At 71.7% G+C, this 17951-nt stretch carries 20 protein-coding genes and 1 pseudogene; 14 read left to right on the forward strand and 7 right to left on the reverse strand.

Features of this window, described 5'->3' with window-relative positions:
* Nucleotides 1-79: 79 nt before the first annotated feature.
* The 3 genes from D0D28_RS00410 to D0D28_RS00420 are packed head-to-tail and all read left to right on the forward strand — an operon-like array spanning nt 80 to nt 4085.
* Nucleotides 80-1690, forward strand: a complete 1611-nt coding sequence (locus D0D28_RS00410; protein WP_116109131.1) for an amidohydrolase — start codon at nt 80-82, stop codon at nt 1688-1690.
* 22 nt (nt 1691-1712) lie between these two features.
* Nucleotides 1713-3287, forward strand: coding sequence for an apolipoprotein N-acyltransferase (lnt, locus tag D0D28_RS00415; RefSeq protein WP_116109134.1), 1575 nt, complete (start codon nt 1713-1715; stop codon nt 3285-3287).
* Between the two features lie 27 nt (nt 3288-3314).
* Nucleotides 3315-4085, forward strand: coding sequence for a polyprenol monophosphomannose synthase (locus D0D28_RS00420; protein ID WP_116109136.1), 771 nt, complete (start codon nt 3315-3317; stop codon nt 4083-4085).
* 333 nt (nt 4086-4418) lie between these two features.
* On the opposite strand, the gene D0D28_RS00430 is transcribed toward D0D28_RS00420, so the two are convergent.
* Together D0D28_RS00430 and D0D28_RS00435 are read right to left on the reverse strand one after the other, a co-directional pair.
* On the reverse strand, nt 4419-4766 hold the full coding sequence (locus D0D28_RS00430; protein WP_017982421.1) for an RNA polymerase-binding protein RbpA: 348 nt from the start codon (nt 4764-4766) through the stop codon (nt 4419-4421).
* Nucleotides 4767-4994: 228 nt separating this feature from the next.
* A complete protein-coding gene (locus tag D0D28_RS00435) occupies nt 4995-5750 on the reverse strand; it encodes a thymidine kinase (RefSeq protein WP_094002958.1) in 756 nt (251 codons plus the stop codon).
* Nucleotides 5751-5988: 238 nt separating this feature from the next.
* Here D0D28_RS00435 and D0D28_RS00440 point away from each other — a divergent pair, with 238 nt between their 5' ends.
* Entirely contained in the window at nt 5989-6660 is a 672-nt protein-coding gene (locus D0D28_RS00440) for a transglycosylase family protein (protein ID WP_116109141.1), read from the forward strand.
* On the opposite strand, the gene D0D28_RS00445 is transcribed toward D0D28_RS00440, so the two are convergent.
* Nucleotides 6657-7460: a glycerophosphodiester phosphodiesterase gene (locus tag D0D28_RS00445; RefSeq protein WP_429727773.1), complete on the reverse strand. Its 804-nt coding sequence runs from the start codon at nt 7458-7460 to the stop codon at nt 6657-6659. The two genes, D0D28_RS00440 and D0D28_RS00445, sit on opposite strands and share 4 nt — an antisense overlap.
* A gap of 48 nt (nt 7461-7508) precedes the next feature.
* Between D0D28_RS00445 and D0D28_RS00450 the strand changes: the two genes are divergently transcribed.
* From D0D28_RS00450 to D0D28_RS00470, 5 genes are all read left to right on the forward strand, one after another.
* Nucleotides 7509-7880, forward strand: a complete 372-nt coding sequence (locus D0D28_RS00450) for a hypothetical protein (RefSeq protein ID WP_205413150.1) — start codon at nt 7509-7511, stop codon at nt 7878-7880.
* Nucleotides 7881-7925: 45 nt separating this feature from the next.
* A complete protein-coding gene (locus D0D28_RS00455; protein WP_116109339.1) occupies nt 7926-8135 on the forward strand; it encodes a DUF4177 domain-containing protein in 210 nt (69 codons plus the stop codon).
* A 109-nt stretch (nt 8136-8244) separates the two neighbouring features.
* Nucleotides 8245-8643: a helix-turn-helix transcriptional regulator gene (locus D0D28_RS00460; RefSeq protein ID WP_205413157.1), complete on the forward strand. Its 399-nt coding sequence runs from the start codon at nt 8245-8247 to the stop codon at nt 8641-8643.
* Nucleotides 8644-8653: 10 nt separating this feature from the next.
* Nucleotides 8654-9061: a VOC family protein gene (locus D0D28_RS00465; protein ID WP_116109342.1), complete on the forward strand. Its 408-nt coding sequence runs from the start codon at nt 8654-8656 to the stop codon at nt 9059-9061.
* A gap of 54 nt (nt 9062-9115) precedes the next feature.
* Complete coding sequence (locus D0D28_RS00470; protein ID WP_116109152.1) at nt 9116-11506, forward strand: ATP-binding cassette domain-containing protein; 2391 nt, start codon at nt 9116-9118, stop codon at nt 11504-11506.
* Between the two features lie 21 nt (nt 11507-11527).
* Here D0D28_RS00470 and D0D28_RS00475 read toward each other — a convergent pair whose 3' ends face one another.
* Both D0D28_RS00475 and D0D28_RS00480 read right to left on the reverse strand, forming a co-directional pair.
* Nucleotides 11528-12304: a GNAT family N-acetyltransferase gene (locus tag D0D28_RS00475; RefSeq protein WP_116109345.1), complete on the reverse strand. Its 777-nt coding sequence runs from the start codon at nt 12302-12304 to the stop codon at nt 11528-11530.
* A 377-nt stretch (nt 12305-12681) separates the two neighbouring features.
* Nucleotides 12682-13841, reverse strand: a pseudogene (locus D0D28_RS00480) (epoxide hydrolase family protein).
* 81 nt (nt 13842-13922) lie between these two features.
* Here D0D28_RS00480 and D0D28_RS00485 point away from each other — a divergent pair.
* Together D0D28_RS00485 and D0D28_RS35430 are read left to right on the forward strand one after the other, a co-directional pair.
* Nucleotides 13923-14486, forward strand: coding sequence for a CGNR zinc finger domain-containing protein (locus tag D0D28_RS00485; protein ID WP_116109154.1), 564 nt, complete (start codon nt 13923-13925; stop codon nt 14484-14486).
* Between the two features lie 297 nt (nt 14487-14783).
* Nucleotides 14784-14963, forward strand: coding sequence for a hypothetical protein (locus tag D0D28_RS35430; RefSeq protein ID WP_162830944.1), 180 nt, complete (start codon nt 14784-14786; stop codon nt 14961-14963).
* 170 nt (nt 14964-15133) lie between these two features.
* Here D0D28_RS35430 and D0D28_RS35435 read toward each other — a convergent pair whose 3' ends face one another.
* Nucleotides 15134-15874 carry a DUF6196 family protein gene (locus tag D0D28_RS35435; protein WP_162830945.1) on the reverse strand — a complete coding sequence of 247 codons (741 nt, stop codon included), beginning with the start codon at nt 15872-15874 and terminating at the stop codon, nt 15134-15136.
* Nucleotides 15875-15936: 62 nt separating this feature from the next.
* On the opposite strand from D0D28_RS35435, the gene D0D28_RS36445 reads away from it, so the two are divergent.
* The gene (locus D0D28_RS36445) at nt 15937-16449 is read left to right on the forward strand and encodes a CGNR zinc finger domain-containing protein (RefSeq protein ID WP_116109160.1); all 513 of its coding nucleotides are present in this window, start codon (nt 15937-15939) and stop codon (nt 16447-16449) included.
* A 23-nt stretch (nt 16450-16472) separates the two neighbouring features.
* Entirely contained in the window at nt 16473-17048 is a 576-nt protein-coding gene (locus tag D0D28_RS00505; protein ID WP_167481491.1) for an AAA family ATPase, read from the forward strand.
* Here the strand turns inward: D0D28_RS00505 and D0D28_RS00510 are convergent.
* Nucleotides 17014-17403, reverse strand: a complete 390-nt coding sequence (locus tag D0D28_RS00510; RefSeq protein ID WP_094002969.1) for a VOC family protein — start codon at nt 17401-17403, stop codon at nt 17014-17016. The two genes, D0D28_RS00505 and D0D28_RS00510, sit on opposite strands and share 35 nt — an antisense overlap.
* A 183-nt stretch (nt 17404-17586) precedes the next feature.
* Between D0D28_RS00510 and D0D28_RS00515 the strand changes: the two genes are divergently transcribed.
* Nucleotides 17587-17919 carry a hypothetical protein gene (locus D0D28_RS00515; RefSeq protein ID WP_094002970.1) on the forward strand — a complete coding sequence of 111 codons (333 nt, stop codon included), beginning with the start codon at nt 17587-17589 and terminating at the stop codon, nt 17917-17919.
* Nucleotides 17920-17951 lie beyond the last annotated feature (32 nt).

Here is a 17951-nt window from a genome sequence, read left to right on the forward strand (position 1 = left end):
TGTGGCGTCAAAACTTCCGGTGAAAGTGACAATACGACGTAAATGCTTTCGTCGCGACCCATCGTGCACACTCGACACCGTGACCGACGACAGCACCACGCTCCTGCTGGGCGGGCGGATCCATTCGCCCAGCAACCCCGACGCCACCGCGATGGCCGTCAAGGACGGCACGATCGTCTGGATCGGCCAGGACGGCCCCGCGCGCGCCCTCCACCCGGACGCCCGCGTGGAAGACCTCGACGGCGCGTTCGTCGCCCCCGGCTTCGTCGACGCCCACGTGCACGCCACCGCCACCGGCCTCCACCTGGCCGGGGTGGACCTCGGCGGGATCACCGACGCCGCCGGGCTGCTGGCCGCGATCCGCGCCGCCGCCCGCCCCGGCGAGGTCCTCATCGCCCACGGCTGGGACGAAACCACCTGGACCACGCCCCGGCTGCCCAGCCGCGCCGAGATCGACGAGGCCGCCGGCGGCGTGCCCGTCTACCTCAGCCGCGTCGACGTCCACTCCGCGCTGGTGTCCACTGCGCTGGTCGGACTCGCCCCCACCGCCCGCGACGCCGCCGGCTGGTCCGCCGAGGGACCCCTGACCCGCGACGCGCACCACCACGTCCGCGGCGCGGTGCGCGCCGCGCTCACCCGCGAGCAGCGACGCCGCGCCCAGGAAGCGTTCCTCCGGCTGGCCGCGGCCCGCGGCATCGTCAGCGTCCACGAGTGCGCCGGGCCCGACATCTCCGGCGAGGACGACCTCGCCGACCTCCTCGCCCTGGCCGCCGAACCCGGCCACCCCGAGGTCGTCGGCTACTGGGGCGAACTCGAAGCCGCCGGCACCGCCCGCCGCCTCGGCGCGCGCGGCCTCGCCGGGGACCTGTTCGTCGACGGCGCCCTGGGTTCCCGCACCGCCGCGCTGCACGAGCCCTACCTCGACGAACCCTCCTCCACCGGCGCCCGCTACCTCGACGCCGACGCCATCGCCGCCCACCTGATCGCGTGCACCGAAGCCGGGCTGCAGGCCGGCTTCCACGTCATCGGCGACGCCGGGGTGGCCGAGGTCGTCCGCGGCTTCCAGCTCGCCGAGAAGACCGTCGGCCAGCGGGCCCTGGCCGGCGGCCACCACCGGCTGGAACACCTGGAGATGATCGACGCCGAGCAAGCGAAGGCCCTGGCCGGGTGGGGCGTCACCGGCTCCATGCAGCCCCAGTTCGACGCGCTGTGGGGCGGCCCGGAGGGCATGTACGCCCGGCGGCTGGGCGCCGGGCGGGCCGCGGGCATGAACCCGTTCGCGATGCTCGCCGCCGAAGGGGTCCTGCTCGCCTTCGGCTCCGACTGCCCGGTCACCCCGCTGCAGCCGTGGGAGAGCGTGCGTGCCGCCATCCACCACCGCACACCCGGCTCCGGACTGTCCGCCCGCGCCGCCTTCACCGCCCACACCCGCGGCGGCCACCGCGCGGCCGGCGACACCGACGGCCTCACCGGCAGCCTGGTCCCCGGCGCCCCCGCGCACTACGCCGTCTGGGACGCCGCCGACCTCGTCGTCGCCGCACCCGACTCCCGGGTCCAGCGCTGGTCCACCGACCCGCGCTCCCGCGTGCCCGCGCTGCCGCCGCTCGACCCGGACGCGCCGCTGCCGTCCTGCCTGCGCACCGTCCGCGCGGGCGAGGTTCTCTACGACGCGTTCACCTCCGCGGCCTAGAGTTCAGCACGTGGCAGCACCTGTGGCCGAATCCGCCGGACCGTCGGCACCTCCCCGGAAGAAGCGGGCCTGGCGGCCGTGGCTGCTGCGCCTGGCGCTCGCCGCGGCGTCCGGGTTCGTCTTCTACCTCGCCTTCGCGCCCCGCGACCTGTGGTGGCTCGCGCCGCTCGGGTTCGCCGGGCTCGGCCTGGTGCTGCGGGGACGGCGGTTCTGGGGTGGCCTGGGCTACGGCTTCGTGTTCGGGCTCGGCCTGTACCTGCCGCTGCTGTTCTGGCTGCAGGACTTCCTCGGCCGCGGGTTCGGCCCGGCGCCCTGGGCCGGGCTGTCCGCCGCCCTGGCCGCCTACCTCGGGCTCGCGGCCGCCCTGTGCACCGTCGCCGCTCGGCTGCCCGGCGCGCCGGTGTGGATGGCGGCGGTGATCATCGCCAGCGAGACCCCGCGCAGCTGGTGGCCCTTCGGCGGGTTCCCGTGGGGCCGGGTCGCGTTCAGCCAGCCCGAGGGCGCCTTCACCCCGCTCGCCGCGATCGGCGGCGCGCCACTGACCGGGTTCGCCGTCGTGGTGACCGGCTTCGGCCTCGCCGCGCTGCTCGCGCACGCCGCCCGCCGCGACTGGCGCGCCGCGCGGCTGCCCGTGATCGCCACCGTGGTCCCGGTGATCGCCGGGCTGGCGTTGTGGCCCACGATCGGCACCGGCGCGCAGGCCGGTACCCGCACCGTCGCCACCGTGCAGGGCAACGCGCCCGACGTCGGCATCGACCTGATCAACGAGTCACCGGCCCTGCGCGCCAACCACCTCGCCCAGAGCGAAGTGCTGGCCGCGCGCATCCGCTCCGGCGCCGTGCCCGCGCCGGACCTGATCGTGTGGCCGGAGACCGCCACCGACCTCACCACCACCGACCCCGTGCTCGACCAGGTGGTGCGCGACCTCGGCATCCCCACCCTGATCGGCGCCCGCTACCGCGAACCCGGGCAGCGCACCCAGAACATCGAGTTCGTGTGGGACCCGGTCACCGGCCGCGGCGAGAGCTACAGCAAGCAGGAGCTGGTGCCCTTCGCCGAGTTCGTCCCCGCGCGGTCGATCGCGCGCTGGTTCACCCCGTTCGTCGACGACACCAGCGACATGCGGGCCGGGACCGCGCCCGCGGTGCTCGACATCGCCGGGACCAGGGTGGCCGTGCCGATCTGCTACGAGATCGCCTACGACTACGTCTCCCGCGACGCGGTCAACGACGGCGCCCAGCTGATCGTGCTGCCCACCAACAACGCCTGGTACGGGCACAGCGAGATGACCTACCAGCAGCTGGCGATGGCGCGGCTGCGGGCCGTCGAGCACGGCCGCGCGGTCGTGGTGTCGGCCACCAGCGGGGTCAGCGCCCTGGTCGAGCCGGACGGCACCGTGACGCAGTCGACCAGCCAGTTCACCGCCGCCTCCCTGGTCGGGGAGGTGCCGCTGCGCACACAGGCTACGCTGTCGGATCGACTCGGGGCCTCGACGGAGTACGGGCTGGTCGCAGCGGCGATCGCCGCCATCCTGGCCGGGCTCGTGCTCCGCTTCCGCACCCGGGTCACGAGCACGACGGCGACCAGGGCGGAGTGAGGTTCTCCGCGGGGGAGGAACAAGGGGATGGCGCACGCGCCACGGCCGACGCGACCGATCGATCCGGTGCTGGTGGTGATCCCGACCTACAACGAGCGGGACAACCTGCCGGTCGTCCTGGAGCGGCTGCACCGGGCGCTGCCCGCCGTGCACGCGCTGGTCGTCGACGACGGCAGCCCGGACGGCACCGGCGAGCTCGCCGACAAGATCGCCGCCGGTGACGACCGCGTCCACGTGCTGCACCGCACCGAGAAGGCCGGCCTCGGCGCCGCCTACGTGGCCGGGTTCCGGTGGGGCCTGGAACGCGACTACTGCACGATCGTCGAGATGGACGCCGACGGCTCGCACGCCCCCGAGGACCTGCCCCGGATGCTCGACGCCCTCGGCGACGCCGACCTGGTGCTCGGCTCGCGGTACGTGCCCGGCGGCAGCCTGGTGAACTGGCCCAAGCACCGCGAACTGCTCTCCCGCGCGGCCAACCTCTACTCGCGGCTCGCGCTCGGCGTGCGGATCAAGGACGTGACCGCCGGGTTCCGCGCCTACCGGCGGGAGGTGCTGGAGAAGCTGCCGCTGGAGGAGATCGCCTCGCGCGGCTACTGCTTCCAGATCGACCTCGCGTGGCGCACCGTCCGCACCGGGTTCGACGTGGTCGAGGTGCCGATCACCTTCACCGAGCGCGAGATCGGCCAGTCGAAGATGAGCGGCGCCATCATCCGCGAGGCCCTGCTGCGGGTCGGTCTGTGGGGCGCTCGCCACCGGGCCGAGCAGGTGCGGACGCTGCTGCGCCGCTTCGGCTGAGGACGGCGACCGCGATCAGCGGCACCGCCGACGCACCCTGCATCGCGGCGTACCAGACCGGGCAGACACCCGGGATCAGATCGACCGCGACGATCGCGACCGGCAGGACGGCCACCGTCGCCGGCACGACGCCACTCATCACGCCGTAGATCACCAGGCACTTGTGCACTGTCTCGTTCGTCGTTCCGGCGACGCTATGCGGGCCGCCGTGCCCGGCAGTACCGGTCCAGGCCCACACCCCGGTGGGGCTGGACCCACCGGGGCCGGCACAGGCGAAGGCCCCCGTGGCGGGAGGACACGGGGGCCTTCGGTGTGGTGGGAGAGGCAGGAGCGCTACGCCGACTTGGACGTACGCCGTCCCTTCAGCTCAGCGAGACGCTCGTTCAGCAGTTCCTCGAGCTCGGGAATGCTCCGCCGCTCGAGCAGCATGTCCCAGTGCGTGCGCGGCGGCTTGACCTTCTTCTGCTCGGGCTGCGCGCCATCGACGATCTCGGACTCGCTGCCGTGCAGGCGGCACTCCCACACCGAGGGGATCTCGGCGTCGTCGGAGAAGGGCACCTCGAACTCGTGGTTCTTCGGACACGCGTAACGCACCGTCCGGCGCGGGGCCAGATCGTGATTGCGGTCGGTCTCGTAGCTGACCGCTCCCAGCCGGCTTCCACGGAGAACACGGTCGGCCATGATGACGTCCTTTCAGTCGGCTCCGGGTCTAGAGCCAGGGTGATGCTCACCCTATGCAACGGCTACTGGCAACTGGGAATTCCCACCGCACCATGTCGTTACTCACGATGAGCTGCGTCACCCCTCGGCAACAGCTTCCTCTGTTGAGAGGTGATTCGGCGCGCGACGTGACGCGGATGTGGTGCTCTTCTCGGCATATTCCCCCGTGCGGGGGAGCGGCTGATCCGTTCAGGTCAGTCGTAGCTGACCGTGCCGTGGTGTCGCGGGCCCGAGGTCGCCGAGCCGGAAGTGGCGGCGGCATAATACTTGATAACGCAACGTAGCCACTTCCGTCTCCCAGTGTGGTGAACTTGTGTTTTCAACTACCCCCGGAACGGTGTCGGCGACCACCACCGTGTCCCCCTCCCGGAGGACCTCCCCGTCAGCCACCCGGGCGTTGAACCGCCCCGGCGCGCCGCACCAGCACAGCACCTCCACCTGCACCGGCTGCAGCTCGTCGGCCAGCTCGAACAGCCGCCGCGCGCCCGGGAAGAGCCGGCCGCGGAAGTCGGTGGCGATGCCGAAGCAGTACACGTCCAGGGACACCTCGTCGGCCAGCTCGGCCAGCTGCTCGACCTGCTCGGCGGACAGGAACTGCGCCTCGTCCACGATCAGGTAGTCCAGGTGCCGCCCGGCGACCCACTCGCGGCGGACCAGCTGCCGCAGGTCGGTGTCCGCGCCCACCTCGGTCGCCCCGCGCGTGATCCCGATCCGGCTGCTGATCCGCGGCTCGCCCGAGCGGTCGTGCCGCACCAGCAGCATCCCGCGCCGGCCCTGCCGCGCGTGGTTGTGGTCGATTTGCAGCGCCAGCGTGGACTTGCCGCAGTCCATCGGTCCGTAGCAGAACCGCAGCCTGCCCCGCGCCGGCACGCCCGAGCCGTTGCGCGAGGGCAGCGGGGACAGGGCGTCGGTCGGGTCGGGATCGGAGTCGACAGGGGTGGTCACGACCGACGACCCTATCCAGCCCCGCCGACGGCTCCCTTGATCGGGTGAAAACAGCGGAGCCGCCGCCTCCGGGTGCCGATGACAGGGGAGTGGCGCTAAGGGGAGCACTTTGTCCGGTTTTCCGGGGTGTTCGCAGGTCCGCGCGCGAGGCGGGGGCCGGCCGGCGGGTGGTGCCGGTGATGCTGATGGGCTTGTTGTGACAGTTGTGGTTCCTGATGTCCAAACTTACGGTGGCCGCATGAGAAAGCCCCGGTGGAGACCCCCGGCCCGCGCGAGCGCCGGGCTCGTGCTCGCGGTGCTGCTCGCCCTGGGGGTCCAGGTGGTCACCGCCCCGTCCGCGGCGGCCGACCCGAGCGCGGCGACCTGGCTGAAGCTGCGCATGTGCGAGTCCAGCAACCGCTACTCGGTCAACACCGGCAACGGCTACTACGGCGCCTACCAGTTCGACCTGCCCACCTGGCGCAGCGTCGGCGGCAAGGGCCGCCCCGACCTCGCCACCCCCGCCGAGCAGGACTACCGGGCGCTCTACCTCTACCGCATGCGCGGCTGGCAGCCCTGGGAGTGCGCCGGCATGCTCGGGCTGCGCAACGACAAGGACGCCCGCAGCAAACGCGTCCCCAGCTACGCCGAGAGCGCCTACATCGGCGGCGGCGGAGTCCCCGCCCCGGCGCCGGTGACCAAACCCGCCTGGCCCGGAGTCGTCTACGCCTACGGCGACTGCGCCGACGCCCTCAAGACCTTCCAGCTGCGGATGAACGCCTTCGGCTACGGCTTCACCGGCACCGGCTGCTACTACGACAAGACCCGCGACGCCGTCCTGGACCTGCAACGCGCCAACGGCATCAACGACTCCGGGCGCCTGGGCCCCAAGACGTGGAACGCGGCGTGGGAGGGCAAGCCGCCGCGCTAGGTCGCCGGTGGCCAGGCGCCGCGCTCGGTGAGCACCTCGCGCAGCACGTCCGGCCGGTCGGTGACGATGCCGTGCACACCCAGGTCCAGCAGCCGCTCCATGTGGGCGCGGTTGTTGATCGTCCAGGCGTGCACCTCGGCGCCGGCCCGCTCGGCGCTGCGCACGAACCCGCGGTCGATCACCGTCATCGCGCCCTGCCGGGAGGGCACCTGCGCCATCTCGCCCCGGCACAGGAAGCCCAGCCGCGCCCACGGCAGCCACCCGCTGGCCCACAGCACGGCCGCCGACCGCGGCCCCATCGACGTGATCAGCTTCGGCCCCGCCAGCTTGCGGATCGCGGCCAGCCGGGTGTCGGAGAACGCGGCCGCCGCGACCCGGTCGAACGCGCCCATCCGCTCGATCGTCTTCACGAACGGCACGACCGCCCGGCCGCTCTTGATGTCGATGTTGAACCGGGTCTGGGGGAGTTCCTCCAGCACGTCCTCCAGGCGCGGCACCGGTGTGCGGCCGCCGATCTTGGCCTGCCGCACGGCCTTCCACGTCTGCTTCGCGATCGGGCCGTGCGCGTCGGTCGTGCGGTCCAGCAGCGCGTCGTGGTGGACCACGACCACACCGTCGGCCGTGGCGTGCACGTCGGTCTCGACGTAGGCGTAGCCCTCGGCGGCCGCGCGCTGGAACGCGGGAAGCGAGTTCTCCAGCCCGTCCAGCTCGTCCAGGTGCCAGCCGCGGTGGGCGAACGCGCGGGGCAGGGTGCCGCTCAGGTACGGGTGGTTGATCTGCACCCGACCAGTGTGCGGCATCGGCGTGGCCGAGGCATGAGTGCGGAGTGGCCGGTTAGGGTCTGCTGCGTGAGCGGACAGGTGGACCAGATCGAGGCGGTGGCCCCACGCCGGCGGCGGGCGGGCGCCGTCCTGCACTGCGGATGGTGCGGCAGGCCGATCGAACAGGGCAGCACCGGCCGCCGGCGACGGTACTGCGGGCAGTCCTGCCGGCAACGCGCCTACGAACGCCGGGTCGCGGTCCAGCGCACCGGGCTGCCCGAAGACGCCGTCGTGCTGTCCGACACCGAGCTGACCGCGCTGCAGGACCGCCTGTTCCAGCTGCGCTGCGCCGCCGAGGACGTCGTCACCGCTGCCGACGACGGCGCCGACGCCGGTGAGCTGCGCCGCATGGCCCGCGAACTCGCCGAACCGGCCCGCGACCTGGAACGGCTGCGCTGACCCACCGGGTCGACACCACCGCCGCGGGCCGGGATGATCGTCGGCATGGCGGAGCGGTACGAGTACAAGGTGGTCGAGCTGCGCGAGAAGCTCATCGGCGGCAAGATGTCCGGCGCCCGGCTGGAGAAGGTGCTCAACGACCAGGCCGCCCAGGGCTGGCGCCTCAAGGCCATCACCACGGCGGACGTGAAGGGCCGTCTCGGGCCGGGTGGTGTCGAGGGCATCCTGGTGACCTTCGAACGGCCCGTGAGCTGAACCGCGACGGCCGGTGCGCCGATTCCGCCTCCGCGGCGGCGCCCGGTATGGCACGATTCCGCAGGTGACCAGGAGTACCGGCGAGGCCCAGCGCCTCCGCGACCTCGCGATGCTGCGCCGTGTCAAGGACCGGATCGACCGGGAGTACGCGCAGCCGCTGGACGTCGAGGCGCTCGCCCGCGGCGTGAACGTCTCGGCCGGGCACCTCAGCCGGGAGTTCAAGCGCGCCTACGGCGAATCGCCCTACTCCTACCTCATGACCCGGCGCATCGAACGCGCGATGGCGCTGCTGCGCCGGGGCGACCTGAGCGTCACCGAGGTCTGCTTCGCCGTCGGCTGCTCGTCACTGGGCACCTTCAGCACCCGCTTCACCGAACTGGTCGGCATGCCACCCAGCGCCTACCGCGCCCAGGCCGCCGACGCGACGCTGGGCATGCCCGCGTGCATCGCCAAGCAGGTCACCAGACCGGTCAGGAATCGAGAAGCGCCGCCGGCGGCCCGGAAATAGTGTGGCCGCCATGGACATCAGCATTCACGCCACCTACCTCCCGCACAACGACCGGGACGCCGCCGTCGCCTTCTACCGCGACGTCCTCGGCTTCGAGGTCCGCAACGACGTCGGCTTCAACGGCATGCACTGGATCACCGTGGGCCCGCCCGGCCAGGACGTCTCCATCGTGCTGTACCCGCCGGAGGCCACCCCCGGCATCACCGACGACGAGCGCAACGCCATCTCCGAGATGATGGCCAAGGGCACCTTCGCCAGCATCAACCTCGCCACCAAGGACCTCGACGGCGTCTTCGAACGCCTGCAGGCCCGCGACGCCGAGGTCGTCCAGGAGCCGGTCGACCAGCCCTACGGCGTGCGCGACTGCGCCTTCCGCGACCCCGCGGGCAACATGGTCCGCATCCAGCAGCTGAGCTGACCCCATCGCGTGGCCGGCGACCGCCGGCCACGCCCCACCCTCCCAGGAGACCCCATGACCAAGGCCGCCCGGAAGAACACGCAGGGGCCTGCCACGCACGCCGCCGACAGCCACGACCGCATCCGGGTGCACGGCGCGCGCGAGAACAACCTCAAGGACGTCAGCGTCGAGCTGCCCAAGCGCCGGCTGACCGTGTTCACCGGTGTGTCCGGCTCGGGCAAGAGCTCCCTGGTGTTCGGCACGATCGCCGCCGAATCGCAGCGGCTCATCAACGAGACCTACAGCGCCTTCGTGCAGGGCTTCATGCCGACGCTGTCCAGACCCGAGGTCGACGTGCTCGACGGGCTCACCACCGCGATCATCGTCGACCAGGAGCGGATGGGCGCCAACCCGCGCTCCACCGTGGGCACCGCCACCGACGCCAACGCGATGCTGCGCATCCTGTTCAGCCGTCTTGGCAAGCCGCACATCGGCTCGCCCCAGGCGTTCTCCTTCAACGTCGCCTCGATCAGCGGCGCGGGCGCGGTCACCGTGGAACGCGCCGGGCGGACCGTGAAGGAGCGCCGCAGCTTCAACGTCACCGGCGGCATGTGCCTGCGCTGCGAGGGCATGGGCCGGGTCTCCGACATCGACCTCACCCAGCTCTACGACGACAGCAAGTCCCTCAACGAGGGCGCGCTGACCATCCCCGGCTACAGCATGGACGGCTGGTACGGCCGCATCTTCAGCGGCTGCGGCTTCTTCGACCCGGACAAGCCCATCCGCAAGTACACCAAGCGCGAACTCAACGACCTGCTCTACAAGGAACCGACGAAGATCAAGGTCGACGGCATCAACCTCACCTACGAGGGCCTGATCCCGAAGATCCAGAAGTCGATGCTGTCCAAGGACGCCGAAGCGCTGCAGCCGCACATCCGCGCGTTCGTCGAGCGCGCCGTCACCTTCGCCACCTGCCCGGAGTGCGACGGCACCCGCCTGTCCGCGCAGGCCCGGTCGTCGAAGATCGACGGCCTCAGCATCGCCGACGCGTGCGCCATGCAGATCAGCGACCTCGCCGAGTGGGTCAAGGGCCTGGACGAGCCGTCCGTGGCGCCCCTGCTGGAATCCCTGCGGCACACCCTGGACTCGTTCGTCGAGATCGGGCTCGGCTACCTCAGCCTCGACCGGCCCTCCGGCACCCTCTCCGGCGGCGAGGCGCAGCGCACCAAGATGATCCGCCACCTCGGGTCCTCGCTCACCGACGTCACCTACGTCTTCGACGAGCCGACCATCGGGCTGCACCCGCACGACATCCAGCGCATGAACAACCTGCTGCTGCAGCTGCGCGACAAGGGCAACACGGTGCTGGTGGTCGAGCACAAGCCGGAGGCGATCGCGATCGCCGACCACGTCGTCGACCTCGGCCCGCGCGCCGGCACCGAGGGCGGGGAAGTGGTGTTCGAAGGCACCGTCGAGGGGCTGCGGGCCAGCGGCACGCTCACCGGGCGGCACCTGGACGACCGGGCCGCGCTCAAGCCGTCGGTGCGTGAGCCGTCCGGCAAGCTGGAGGTCCGCGGCGCGAACAAGCACAACCTGCGCGACGTGGACGTGGACATCCCGCTCGGCGTGCTGGTCGTCGTGACCGGCGTGGCCGGGTCGGGGAAGAGTTCGCTGATCCACGGCTCGGTGTCCGGCCGGGACGGGGTCGTGACGGTCGACCAGGGCGCGATCAAGGGGTCGCGGCGCAGCAACCCGGCCACCTACACCGGGCTGCTGGAGCCGATCCGCAAGGCGTTCGCCAAGGCCAACGGCGTCAAGCCCGCGCTGTTCAGCGCGAACTCCGAGGGCGCGTGCCCGGCCTGCAACGGTGCCGGCGTGATCTACACCGACCTCGCGATGATGGCCGGCGTGGCCACCACCTGCGAGGAGTGCGAGGGCAAGCGGTTCCAGGCCGAGGTGCTGGAGTACAAGCTGGGCGGGCGCGACATCAGCGAGGTGCTCGCGATGCCGGTGGCCGAGGCGCTCCCGTTCTTCGCGGACGGCGAGTCGAAGGTGCCGGCGGCCCACAAGATCCTCACCCACCTGGCCGACGTCGGGCTCGGGTACCTGACGCTGGGGCAACCGCTGACGACGCTGTCCGGTGGGGAGCGGCAGCGGCTCAAGCTGGCCACCCACATGGGGGAGAAGGGCGGCGTGTACGTCCTCGACGAGCCGACGACGGGCCTGCACCTGGCCGACGTCGAGCAGCTGCTGGCCCTGCTGGACCGGCTCGTGGACGCCGGCAAGTCGGTCATCGTGATCGAACACCACCAGGCCGTGATGGCCCACGCGGACTGGATCATCGACCTGGGCCCCGGCGCGGGCCACGACGGCGGCTCGATCGTGTTCGAGGGCACGCCGGCGGAGCTGGTCAGCAAGCGATCCACGCTGACCGGTGAGCACCTGGCCGAGTACGTGGGTTCCTGAGCGCGGGGGAGCCGGTGCCGGTTACGGCTTGTAGACGTACGGGGTCGTGGTGCCCAGAGCGGTAAAGCCGAGCCGGTGGAGGATCGGCCGGCTCTCGTCGGAGGCGTCCACCTGCACATAGCGGTAGCCGTGCTGGGCGGCGACCTCGACGCGGTGTGCAACCAACGCCCGGTAGATCCCGCGGCCGCGCCAGGCGGGTACGGTGCCACCGCCCCAGAGGCTGGCGAACTCAGTGCCCGGGTGCAGTTCCAGCCGCGGCTCGCCGACCGGCACGTCGCCGGCCATCGCGACGACCATGCTGACGGTCCCCGGGCTCTCGGCCAGCATGTCGAGCAGGCTCGGCCGTAGCCAGTCCGCGGTCGTCTCGAACGCTTCCTCGTGCGCGGACAGCATGAGCTCCACGTCGGCTGGCGTGGTCACCGGATGCAGCCGGACACCCTCGGGCAGTCCGCCGCCATCGGGCAAGTCGGCGATCCGGGCAATCATCAGGGCCTCTCCGGACCCAGCCTCGAACCCGGCCGCCAGCAGCAGCTCGCCGAGATTGTCCGGCTGGTCGTGCGAGTAGTGCTTCCACTCGAACTCGCGGCCAAGCTCAGCGAAGAACTGCACCTGCTCGGCGATCGCCGACCGCGCCGTGGCCGCGTCCAGGCCGGACCAGACGACTGCGCTCCAGCCGCCCTTAACGCCGACCTGCCGCACCACCTTGCCGACCCGCTCGATCCCGGCGCCGGGTGCGTCCGGGAGGGCATCCCGCCGCATCTGACGGTCGAAGAGAGCGAGTACTTCAGAAGCATCCATCGGGCGCATCCCAGCACGGGCGAGAGGGCTCGCCAAGCGGATTACCACCCACTTGGCGGGGAGCCGCCGCCGCAATGGGACATCACGGTCGAGTCCGGCCGCTTTGCTGTCCGACCTCGCCACCGAACCCGAACCTCACCGCGCTGTGCCCCTCTTTCCGACGTTGTCGCGGTCGCCGATAATGCACATTATGTCAAGTAGCTGCATCAGAGGCGGGCGTCGCCCCACACTCACCACCCTCAACACGCTGCGGCGCAGGCGGAATTTGAGTGCTCTGGTGAGTGCTCATCGCGGACGAATCTGGGTGGCAGACCTCTGGCCGGCCGCCCACGACATCCGATGGGAAGCACTCCACGGCTACACCGCTGGATCGGGGTTCAGCGCTGAGCGGCCAGCACTGCCGCGAGACCCTCTCGCAGGTCCTTGACGAAATACCCGGGCATCTCCAGCGATGGGAAGTGTCCCCCGGTTTCGGGTGCCCTCCATCGGACGATCTGGCGGAACCGCTGCTGCGCCCAGGGGCGCGGGTACTTCTCGATGTCGCGGGGATACACCGTGATCGCGGACGGGACGTCGACCCGCAGGTCGGGGTCCAGCGAGTTGTGGCTTTCGTAGTAGATGCGCGCCGATGACGCGCCGGACCACGTCAGCCAATACAGGGTGACGTTGTCGAGCACGCGGTCCCGGGAAATCGTTTCGAACGGGCTGTCTTCGGTGTCCGACCATTCGGCGAACTTGTCCAGGATCCAGGCAAGGAGCCCGACCGGTGAGTCGACGAGCGAGTAGCCGATCGTCTGCGGCCGGGTCGCCTGCTGCTTCGCGTACGCCGCGTGGTGGTGCCAGAAATGGTGGGTTTCCTCGGTCCACGCGCGCTCGACCGCCGTCAGCCCGTCGGCTGTCAGCCCGGGCGGCGCCTGCGCGGTCGTGGTGTGGATGCCGAGAACGTGCTCCGGGAACCGGCCACCGAGGATCGTGGTGATCACGCCTCCCCAGTCGCCGCCGTGGGCCAGGAACTCGCGGTAGCCGAGCCGTCCCATCAGCTCCGCCCAGGCGGCCGCGATCTTTTCGGTGCCCACCCCGTGGTGGCCGGCTTGTCGCTGTAACCGAACCCCGGCAGCGAGGGCACCACGACGTGGAACGCCGGCGCGTCCGCGTCTTCCGGATCCGCCAGCTCGTCCGCCACGTCGATGAACTCGGCAACGCTGCCCGGCCAGCCGTGCGTCACGATCAGCGGAGTGGCATCCGCCCGCGCGGATCGGCGGTGCAGGAAATGGATTCCCACATCGTCGATCGTCGTGCGGAACTGGCCGATCCGGTTGAGCCGCGCTTCGAACGACCGCCAGTCGTACCCGGTGCGCCAGTAGCCCACGAGCTCGGTGAGGTCGGCGAGCGGAACGCCCTGGTCCCACCGCCGCGGATCGGGCGCGGCCCGGTAGACCGTCTCGGCCTCCGGCAGCCGCGCGGCGGCCAGTCGCGCGCGCAGATCGTCGAGGTCGGCGTCGGGTGCGTGGGCTTCGAATGCTTCTACCTCGGGCATGAGACCTCCTCAGCGTCGTGGAACCGGCTAAGACGGTTCTAACAGGTCTTCGTGCCGGGGGCAACCTGCTAAGGTGGTTCCATGCCGGCTGGGTTCCCTGACTTCCGCCTCGGCCCCGTGCTGGCGACCAGCTTCACGGGAACTCTGTCGGAGCGGCACGGCAAGCCGGTGGAGCGCATTCCCGTCCCGCAACGACTCGTCGATTGGCTGGCGGTGAGCGGCCTCGCCGTGGAGTCCTGCACCACAGCCCAGCTCGAACTCGCCCGGGAACTACGGGAATCGATTCACGCCGCCGCGACAGCGGCCGCGCTCCACGACCCTCTCCCCGCGTCCGCTGTCCGAGTCATCAACGACCGCAGCGCTCAGGGCAGGGCCGCGGCTGTCCTGACGCCCGAGGGCAAGCGGCGATGGCAACTCAGCTCGGCAACCCGCGTGGAAGACGCCCTGGGCGTGATCGCCGCCGACGCGATCAGCATCATCGCCGGCGAACGGGACGGCAGGCTGGCCTTGTGCGCATCGGCGACCTGCCGGGCTGCCTTCTTCGACACCAGCCAGAGCCGCACCCGCAAGTGGTGTGACATGAACACGTGCGGGAATCGCCAGAAGAAGGCGCGCTTCAACGCCGCCCATCGCAAAAGCTCCTAGGCGTACCCGGCGGGCGCAAGCGCGGCCGCCCGTTCTGCCCGGTCCAGGATTCCCAGACGACCGGCCGGGGCGGCTCATGCGCCCGGTTTCGCCCGTGGTCGGGTCACCGTGCCCGTCCGTTGATCAGGGGAAATCCGTCTGCTCGGTCCCCTCCCCCGGCCAACCTGCTCGACGAGATGGCGCGGCTCCGGGCGCGGGCCCGGGCGGACCGGCACGCCTACGTCCCGCCGCTGATCCTGTTCGGCGTGCTCGCGCCGCTGGGGACCGCCGCCCGCCCGCCGCTGTTCGTCGTCGCGGGTGTGTGGTTCGGCGAACCTCGCAGTCGGCGGAGCCCTGTCGCTCCGCTCGAAGCTCGATAGCCGGACCGCGCGCGGCGTCACCACCGCCGCCGCGATGGTCTTCGGCCTCGTCGCGGGGCTGGTCCTGCTCGCGGGCGGCGCGGTCGCGGCGTGGCACGAGCGGCGGGCGCGCGCGTGAGCGAGCACCCCGCGGCGGGCCTGGACGAGACCGTGCACCAGCGGCACCGGCTCGGCATCCTCACGATCGCCGCCGAGGCCGGGCAGGTGGACTTCGGATACCTGCGCCGGACCCTCGCCAGGTGCCGGGAACCTGTCCCGGCACCTGGCGATCCTCGAGGAGGCCGGGGGCTACTCCTCGAGCCGGTTGGTTCCCCCACCTTCGCGGGTCGCCCAGGTGAAGTGCTCGGTGAGGCGCCACCGTCCGTCGGGCAACCGGGTCACCTCGCCCTCCGAGTGGCCGCTGTCGACGGTCCCGTCGGTCTGGATCTGCAGGTAGTGGAAGCGGGCCCGGGCGCCGTCGAGGGTGCCGGCCAGCCAGCCGTCGGCGATCCCGCCGCCGCCGTAGCGCGCGGTGATCGCCTCGCCGTTCTGGTCGAAGCAGAAGACGGTCCCGGGGCCGAGCGCCGAGCTCTCCGCCGTCGCGACGGTGCGCAGCACGACGCCGTCCAGGAAACCGGTGCCGGACAGGCGGTCGAGCAGCTCCCGGACGGGCCCGGCCGCGGCCTCGGGAACCCCGTAGTAGTCGAAGATCCCGCCGCGCTCGCTGTTCTGCCCGCAGATCACGAACAAGCCGCTCCCGGTCGAGGCCTTGACGCGAGAGGACAGCCAGCCCACGAACCCGCTGTCGTCGGCGCCCTTCGGGAGCACGACGCGGAACACCGCGAACCGCTCACCAGCTCCGGCGGCCGGGCACAGGGCGCTGGGGCGGCCTTCGTCGCGGACGAGCGCGATCGCGTCCGCACGGCGGACGGCATCCGCACCTTCGACGAAGGACCAGGCCCCGGGCAGCCAGTCGATCGTGCTCGCGCGGAACACCCGGCGCAGCCGGGCTTCGGTCTGGGCGCCCGTTTCCCGGGAGATCGTCACCATGACCAGAGGCTCGCACGAGCCGAACTAATGAGTCAACCCATTAGTTTGGTACGGTGTCGTCGATGACCGAACCCCTGGCACTGGCCTTCGCCAACACCCGGTCCTCGCCCGGGCGGGACCGGATCGCGACCGTCGAGCGGTTCCGGGCGTGGGCCCGGCCCTGGCCCGCCCTGGCCGCGTGCGTAGCCGCGATGCCGCCGGACGCGCTGCCGGAGGTTCTCGCGCGACGGGACGCCACACAGGTCGTTCTGCACCACCTCGCGGCCGGCGAAGCACCGCCGGCCGGAGAACTGGCGTTCGCCACCGCACCCGGGCTCGCCCGCGCGGAGTTCCGCGTGCGGCCCGCGGCCGGCGGTGTCGCGGTGGACGACGCCGGACCGGAGGCCGTCCCGCAGGTGCTCGGCCGCGCGGTGGTGGACTTCCTGCTCGGCCCGCAGATCGCGCACCTGCGGCGATGCCAGGGCGGTGGCTGTCACAAGGTCTTCGTCTCCGCCCGCGCCGACCGCCGCTGGTGCGACAGCAAAGTCTGCGGCAACCGCGCCCGCGTCGCCGCCCACGCACGCCGCAGCCGTTGAGCTGCCCTGTTCCGGAGGTTCTCGTGTCCCTGCCGTCCGAGCCGGCGATCGTCCTGCTCACCGGGATCCAGGCGGCCGGCAAGTCCACCGTCGCGCAGATGCTCGCCGAGCGGCTTCCCCGGTCGGTGCACGTGCGTGGTGACGGGTTCCGCCGGATGATCGTCAACGGGCGCGCCGACATGAGCCCGGACCCCTCCGCCGAAGCGGCGGTCCGGCAGCTCCGCCTGCGTCACCGCCTCACCGCGGCCACCTGCGACGCCTACTTCGACGCCGGGTTCACGGTCGTCGCGCAGGACGTCGTTCTCGGGGAACACCTCGGCGAGATGGTCGAGCTGATCCGGCGGCGGCCCCTGCTGGTGGTCGTGCTCGCGCCGCGGCCCGAAGCCATCGCCGCCCGCGAGGAGGGGCGCGGCAAGACCGCCTACGACGACTGGGCGATCACCCAGCTCGACGCGGTGCTCCGGCGTGACACGCCCCGCCTCGGACTGTGGCTCGACTCCTCGGACCAGTCCCCCGCCGGCGCGGGCGAGGAAATCCTCGCCCGCGCCTGGACCGAGGCGCGCGTCAGCTCTGCGGCAGGTTCTCCCACAGGCCGATGACGTTGCCCTCGGTGTCGGTGAAGTACGCGTAGCACCCCATGCCCGGGATCTCGGTGCGGCCCACCAGTTTGGCGCCGCCGAGCTGCTCGACCTTCCCCAGCGTCTCGTCGATGCTCGCCACGTCGATGGTGATCACCGGGCTCTTCGGGGCCGACTCCTCGCGCGCGAACATGCCGCCGTTGATGAAGCCGGGTTCGCTCGGCATGCCCTGCTCGGAGGTCGGGCCGGTGGCCACGCTGGTGTAGTTCATGTCCGGCATCTCGGTGACGTTCCAGCCGAACGCCTCGCGGTAGAAGCCGCGCGCGCGTTCGCCGTCGTCGAACGGGATTTCGAAGTGGACGATCCTGCCGCTCATCGCCGTCTCCTGCCATGGCTCGATGGGTCACCGACGCTAGGCCCGGCCACGGGGACGCGGCCAGAGGATTTGGTCCCGCTGTCACCCGGTCAGGTCGTTCTGGTGGCCCGGTCGTGTGTCAACGCCGCCGTGGGCTTCGCGGCGGCCGAGCATGGGAGGCCGGAGCGACGAAAGGACCGTGCGATGGCGACCAAGCTGCAGAGCCGCTGGCGGCGGCTCCTCGACCAGCACCCGGCCTGGGAGGACGCGGACGACCTGGACAACCTCGCGTTCGACCCGCCCCGCGAGTCCCTCACCGACCACAGCGACTGCCCCATCGCGCCCACCTGCGACGGCTGCGGCTCGACGGAGGACCTGCGGGTGGCCACGTCGGTGTTCAGCCGCCCCGACGGCTACGACGTGGCCTGCGCGACCGTGTGCGCGCGCTGCGCCGGGCGGCCGTTCCTGTTCCTGCTGACCGAACGGCAACTGCGCTGCGCGTTCGACGCGCACAGCACGCATCTCCCCCGGCCCTGACCTGCCGGATCTGCCGTGGCCGCAGGAGGACC

Source organism: Amycolatopsis ruanii, from assembly GCF_003385175.1.
Lineage (GTDB): Bacteria > Actinomycetota > Actinomycetes > Mycobacteriales > Pseudonocardiaceae > Amycolatopsis_E > Amycolatopsis_E thermalba.

Bases quoted from the DNA above. Each gene is read 5' to 3' on its own strand.
- D0D28_RS00420 (WP_116109136.1), top strand. From the start codon at position 3,315: ATGGCGCACGCGCCACGGCCGACGCGACCGATCGATCCGGTGCTGGTG.
- D0D28_RS00430 (WP_017982421.1), bottom strand. From the start codon at position 4,766: ATGGCCGACCGTGTTCTCCGTGGAAGCCGGCTGGGAGCGGTCAGCTAC.
- D0D28_RS00440 (WP_116109141.1), top strand. From the start codon at position 5,989: ATGAGAAAGCCCCGGTGGAGACCCCCGGCCCGCGCGAGCGCCGGGCTC.
- D0D28_RS00445 (WP_429727773.1), bottom strand. From the start codon at position 7,460: ATGCCGCACACTGGTCGGGTGCAGATCAACCACCCGTACCTGAGCGGC.
- D0D28_RS00455 (WP_116109339.1), top strand. From the start codon at position 7,926: ATGGCGGAGCGGTACGAGTACAAGGTGGTCGAGCTGCGCGAGAAGCTC.
- D0D28_RS00460 (WP_205413157.1), top strand. From the start codon at position 8,245: ATGCTGCGCCGTGTCAAGGACCGGATCGACCGGGAGTACGCGCAGCCG.
- D0D28_RS00465 (WP_116109342.1), top strand. From the start codon at position 8,654: ATGGACATCAGCATTCACGCCACCTACCTCCCGCACAACGACCGGGAC.
- D0D28_RS00470 (WP_116109152.1), top strand. From the start codon at position 9,116: ATGACCAAGGCCGCCCGGAAGAACACGCAGGGGCCTGCCACGCACGCC.
- D0D28_RS00475 (WP_116109345.1), bottom strand. From the start codon at position 12,304: ATGGATGCTTCTGAAGTACTCGCTCTCTTCGACCGTCAGATGCGGCGG.
- D0D28_RS00485 (WP_116109154.1), top strand. From the start codon at position 13,923: ATGCCGGCTGGGTTCCCTGACTTCCGCCTCGGCCCCGTGCTGGCGACC.
- D0D28_RS35435 (WP_162830945.1), bottom strand. From the start codon at position 15,874: ATGGTGACGATCTCCCGGGAAACGGGCGCCCAGACCGAAGCCCGGCTG.
- D0D28_RS36445 (WP_116109160.1), top strand. From the start codon at position 15,937: ATGACCGAACCCCTGGCACTGGCCTTCGCCAACACCCGGTCCTCGCCC.
- D0D28_RS00510 (WP_094002969.1), bottom strand. From the start codon at position 17,403: ATGAGCGGCAGGATCGTCCACTTCGAAATCCCGTTCGACGACGGCGAA.
- D0D28_RS00515 (WP_094002970.1), top strand. From the start codon at position 17,587: ATGGCGACCAAGCTGCAGAGCCGCTGGCGGCGGCTCCTCGACCAGCAC.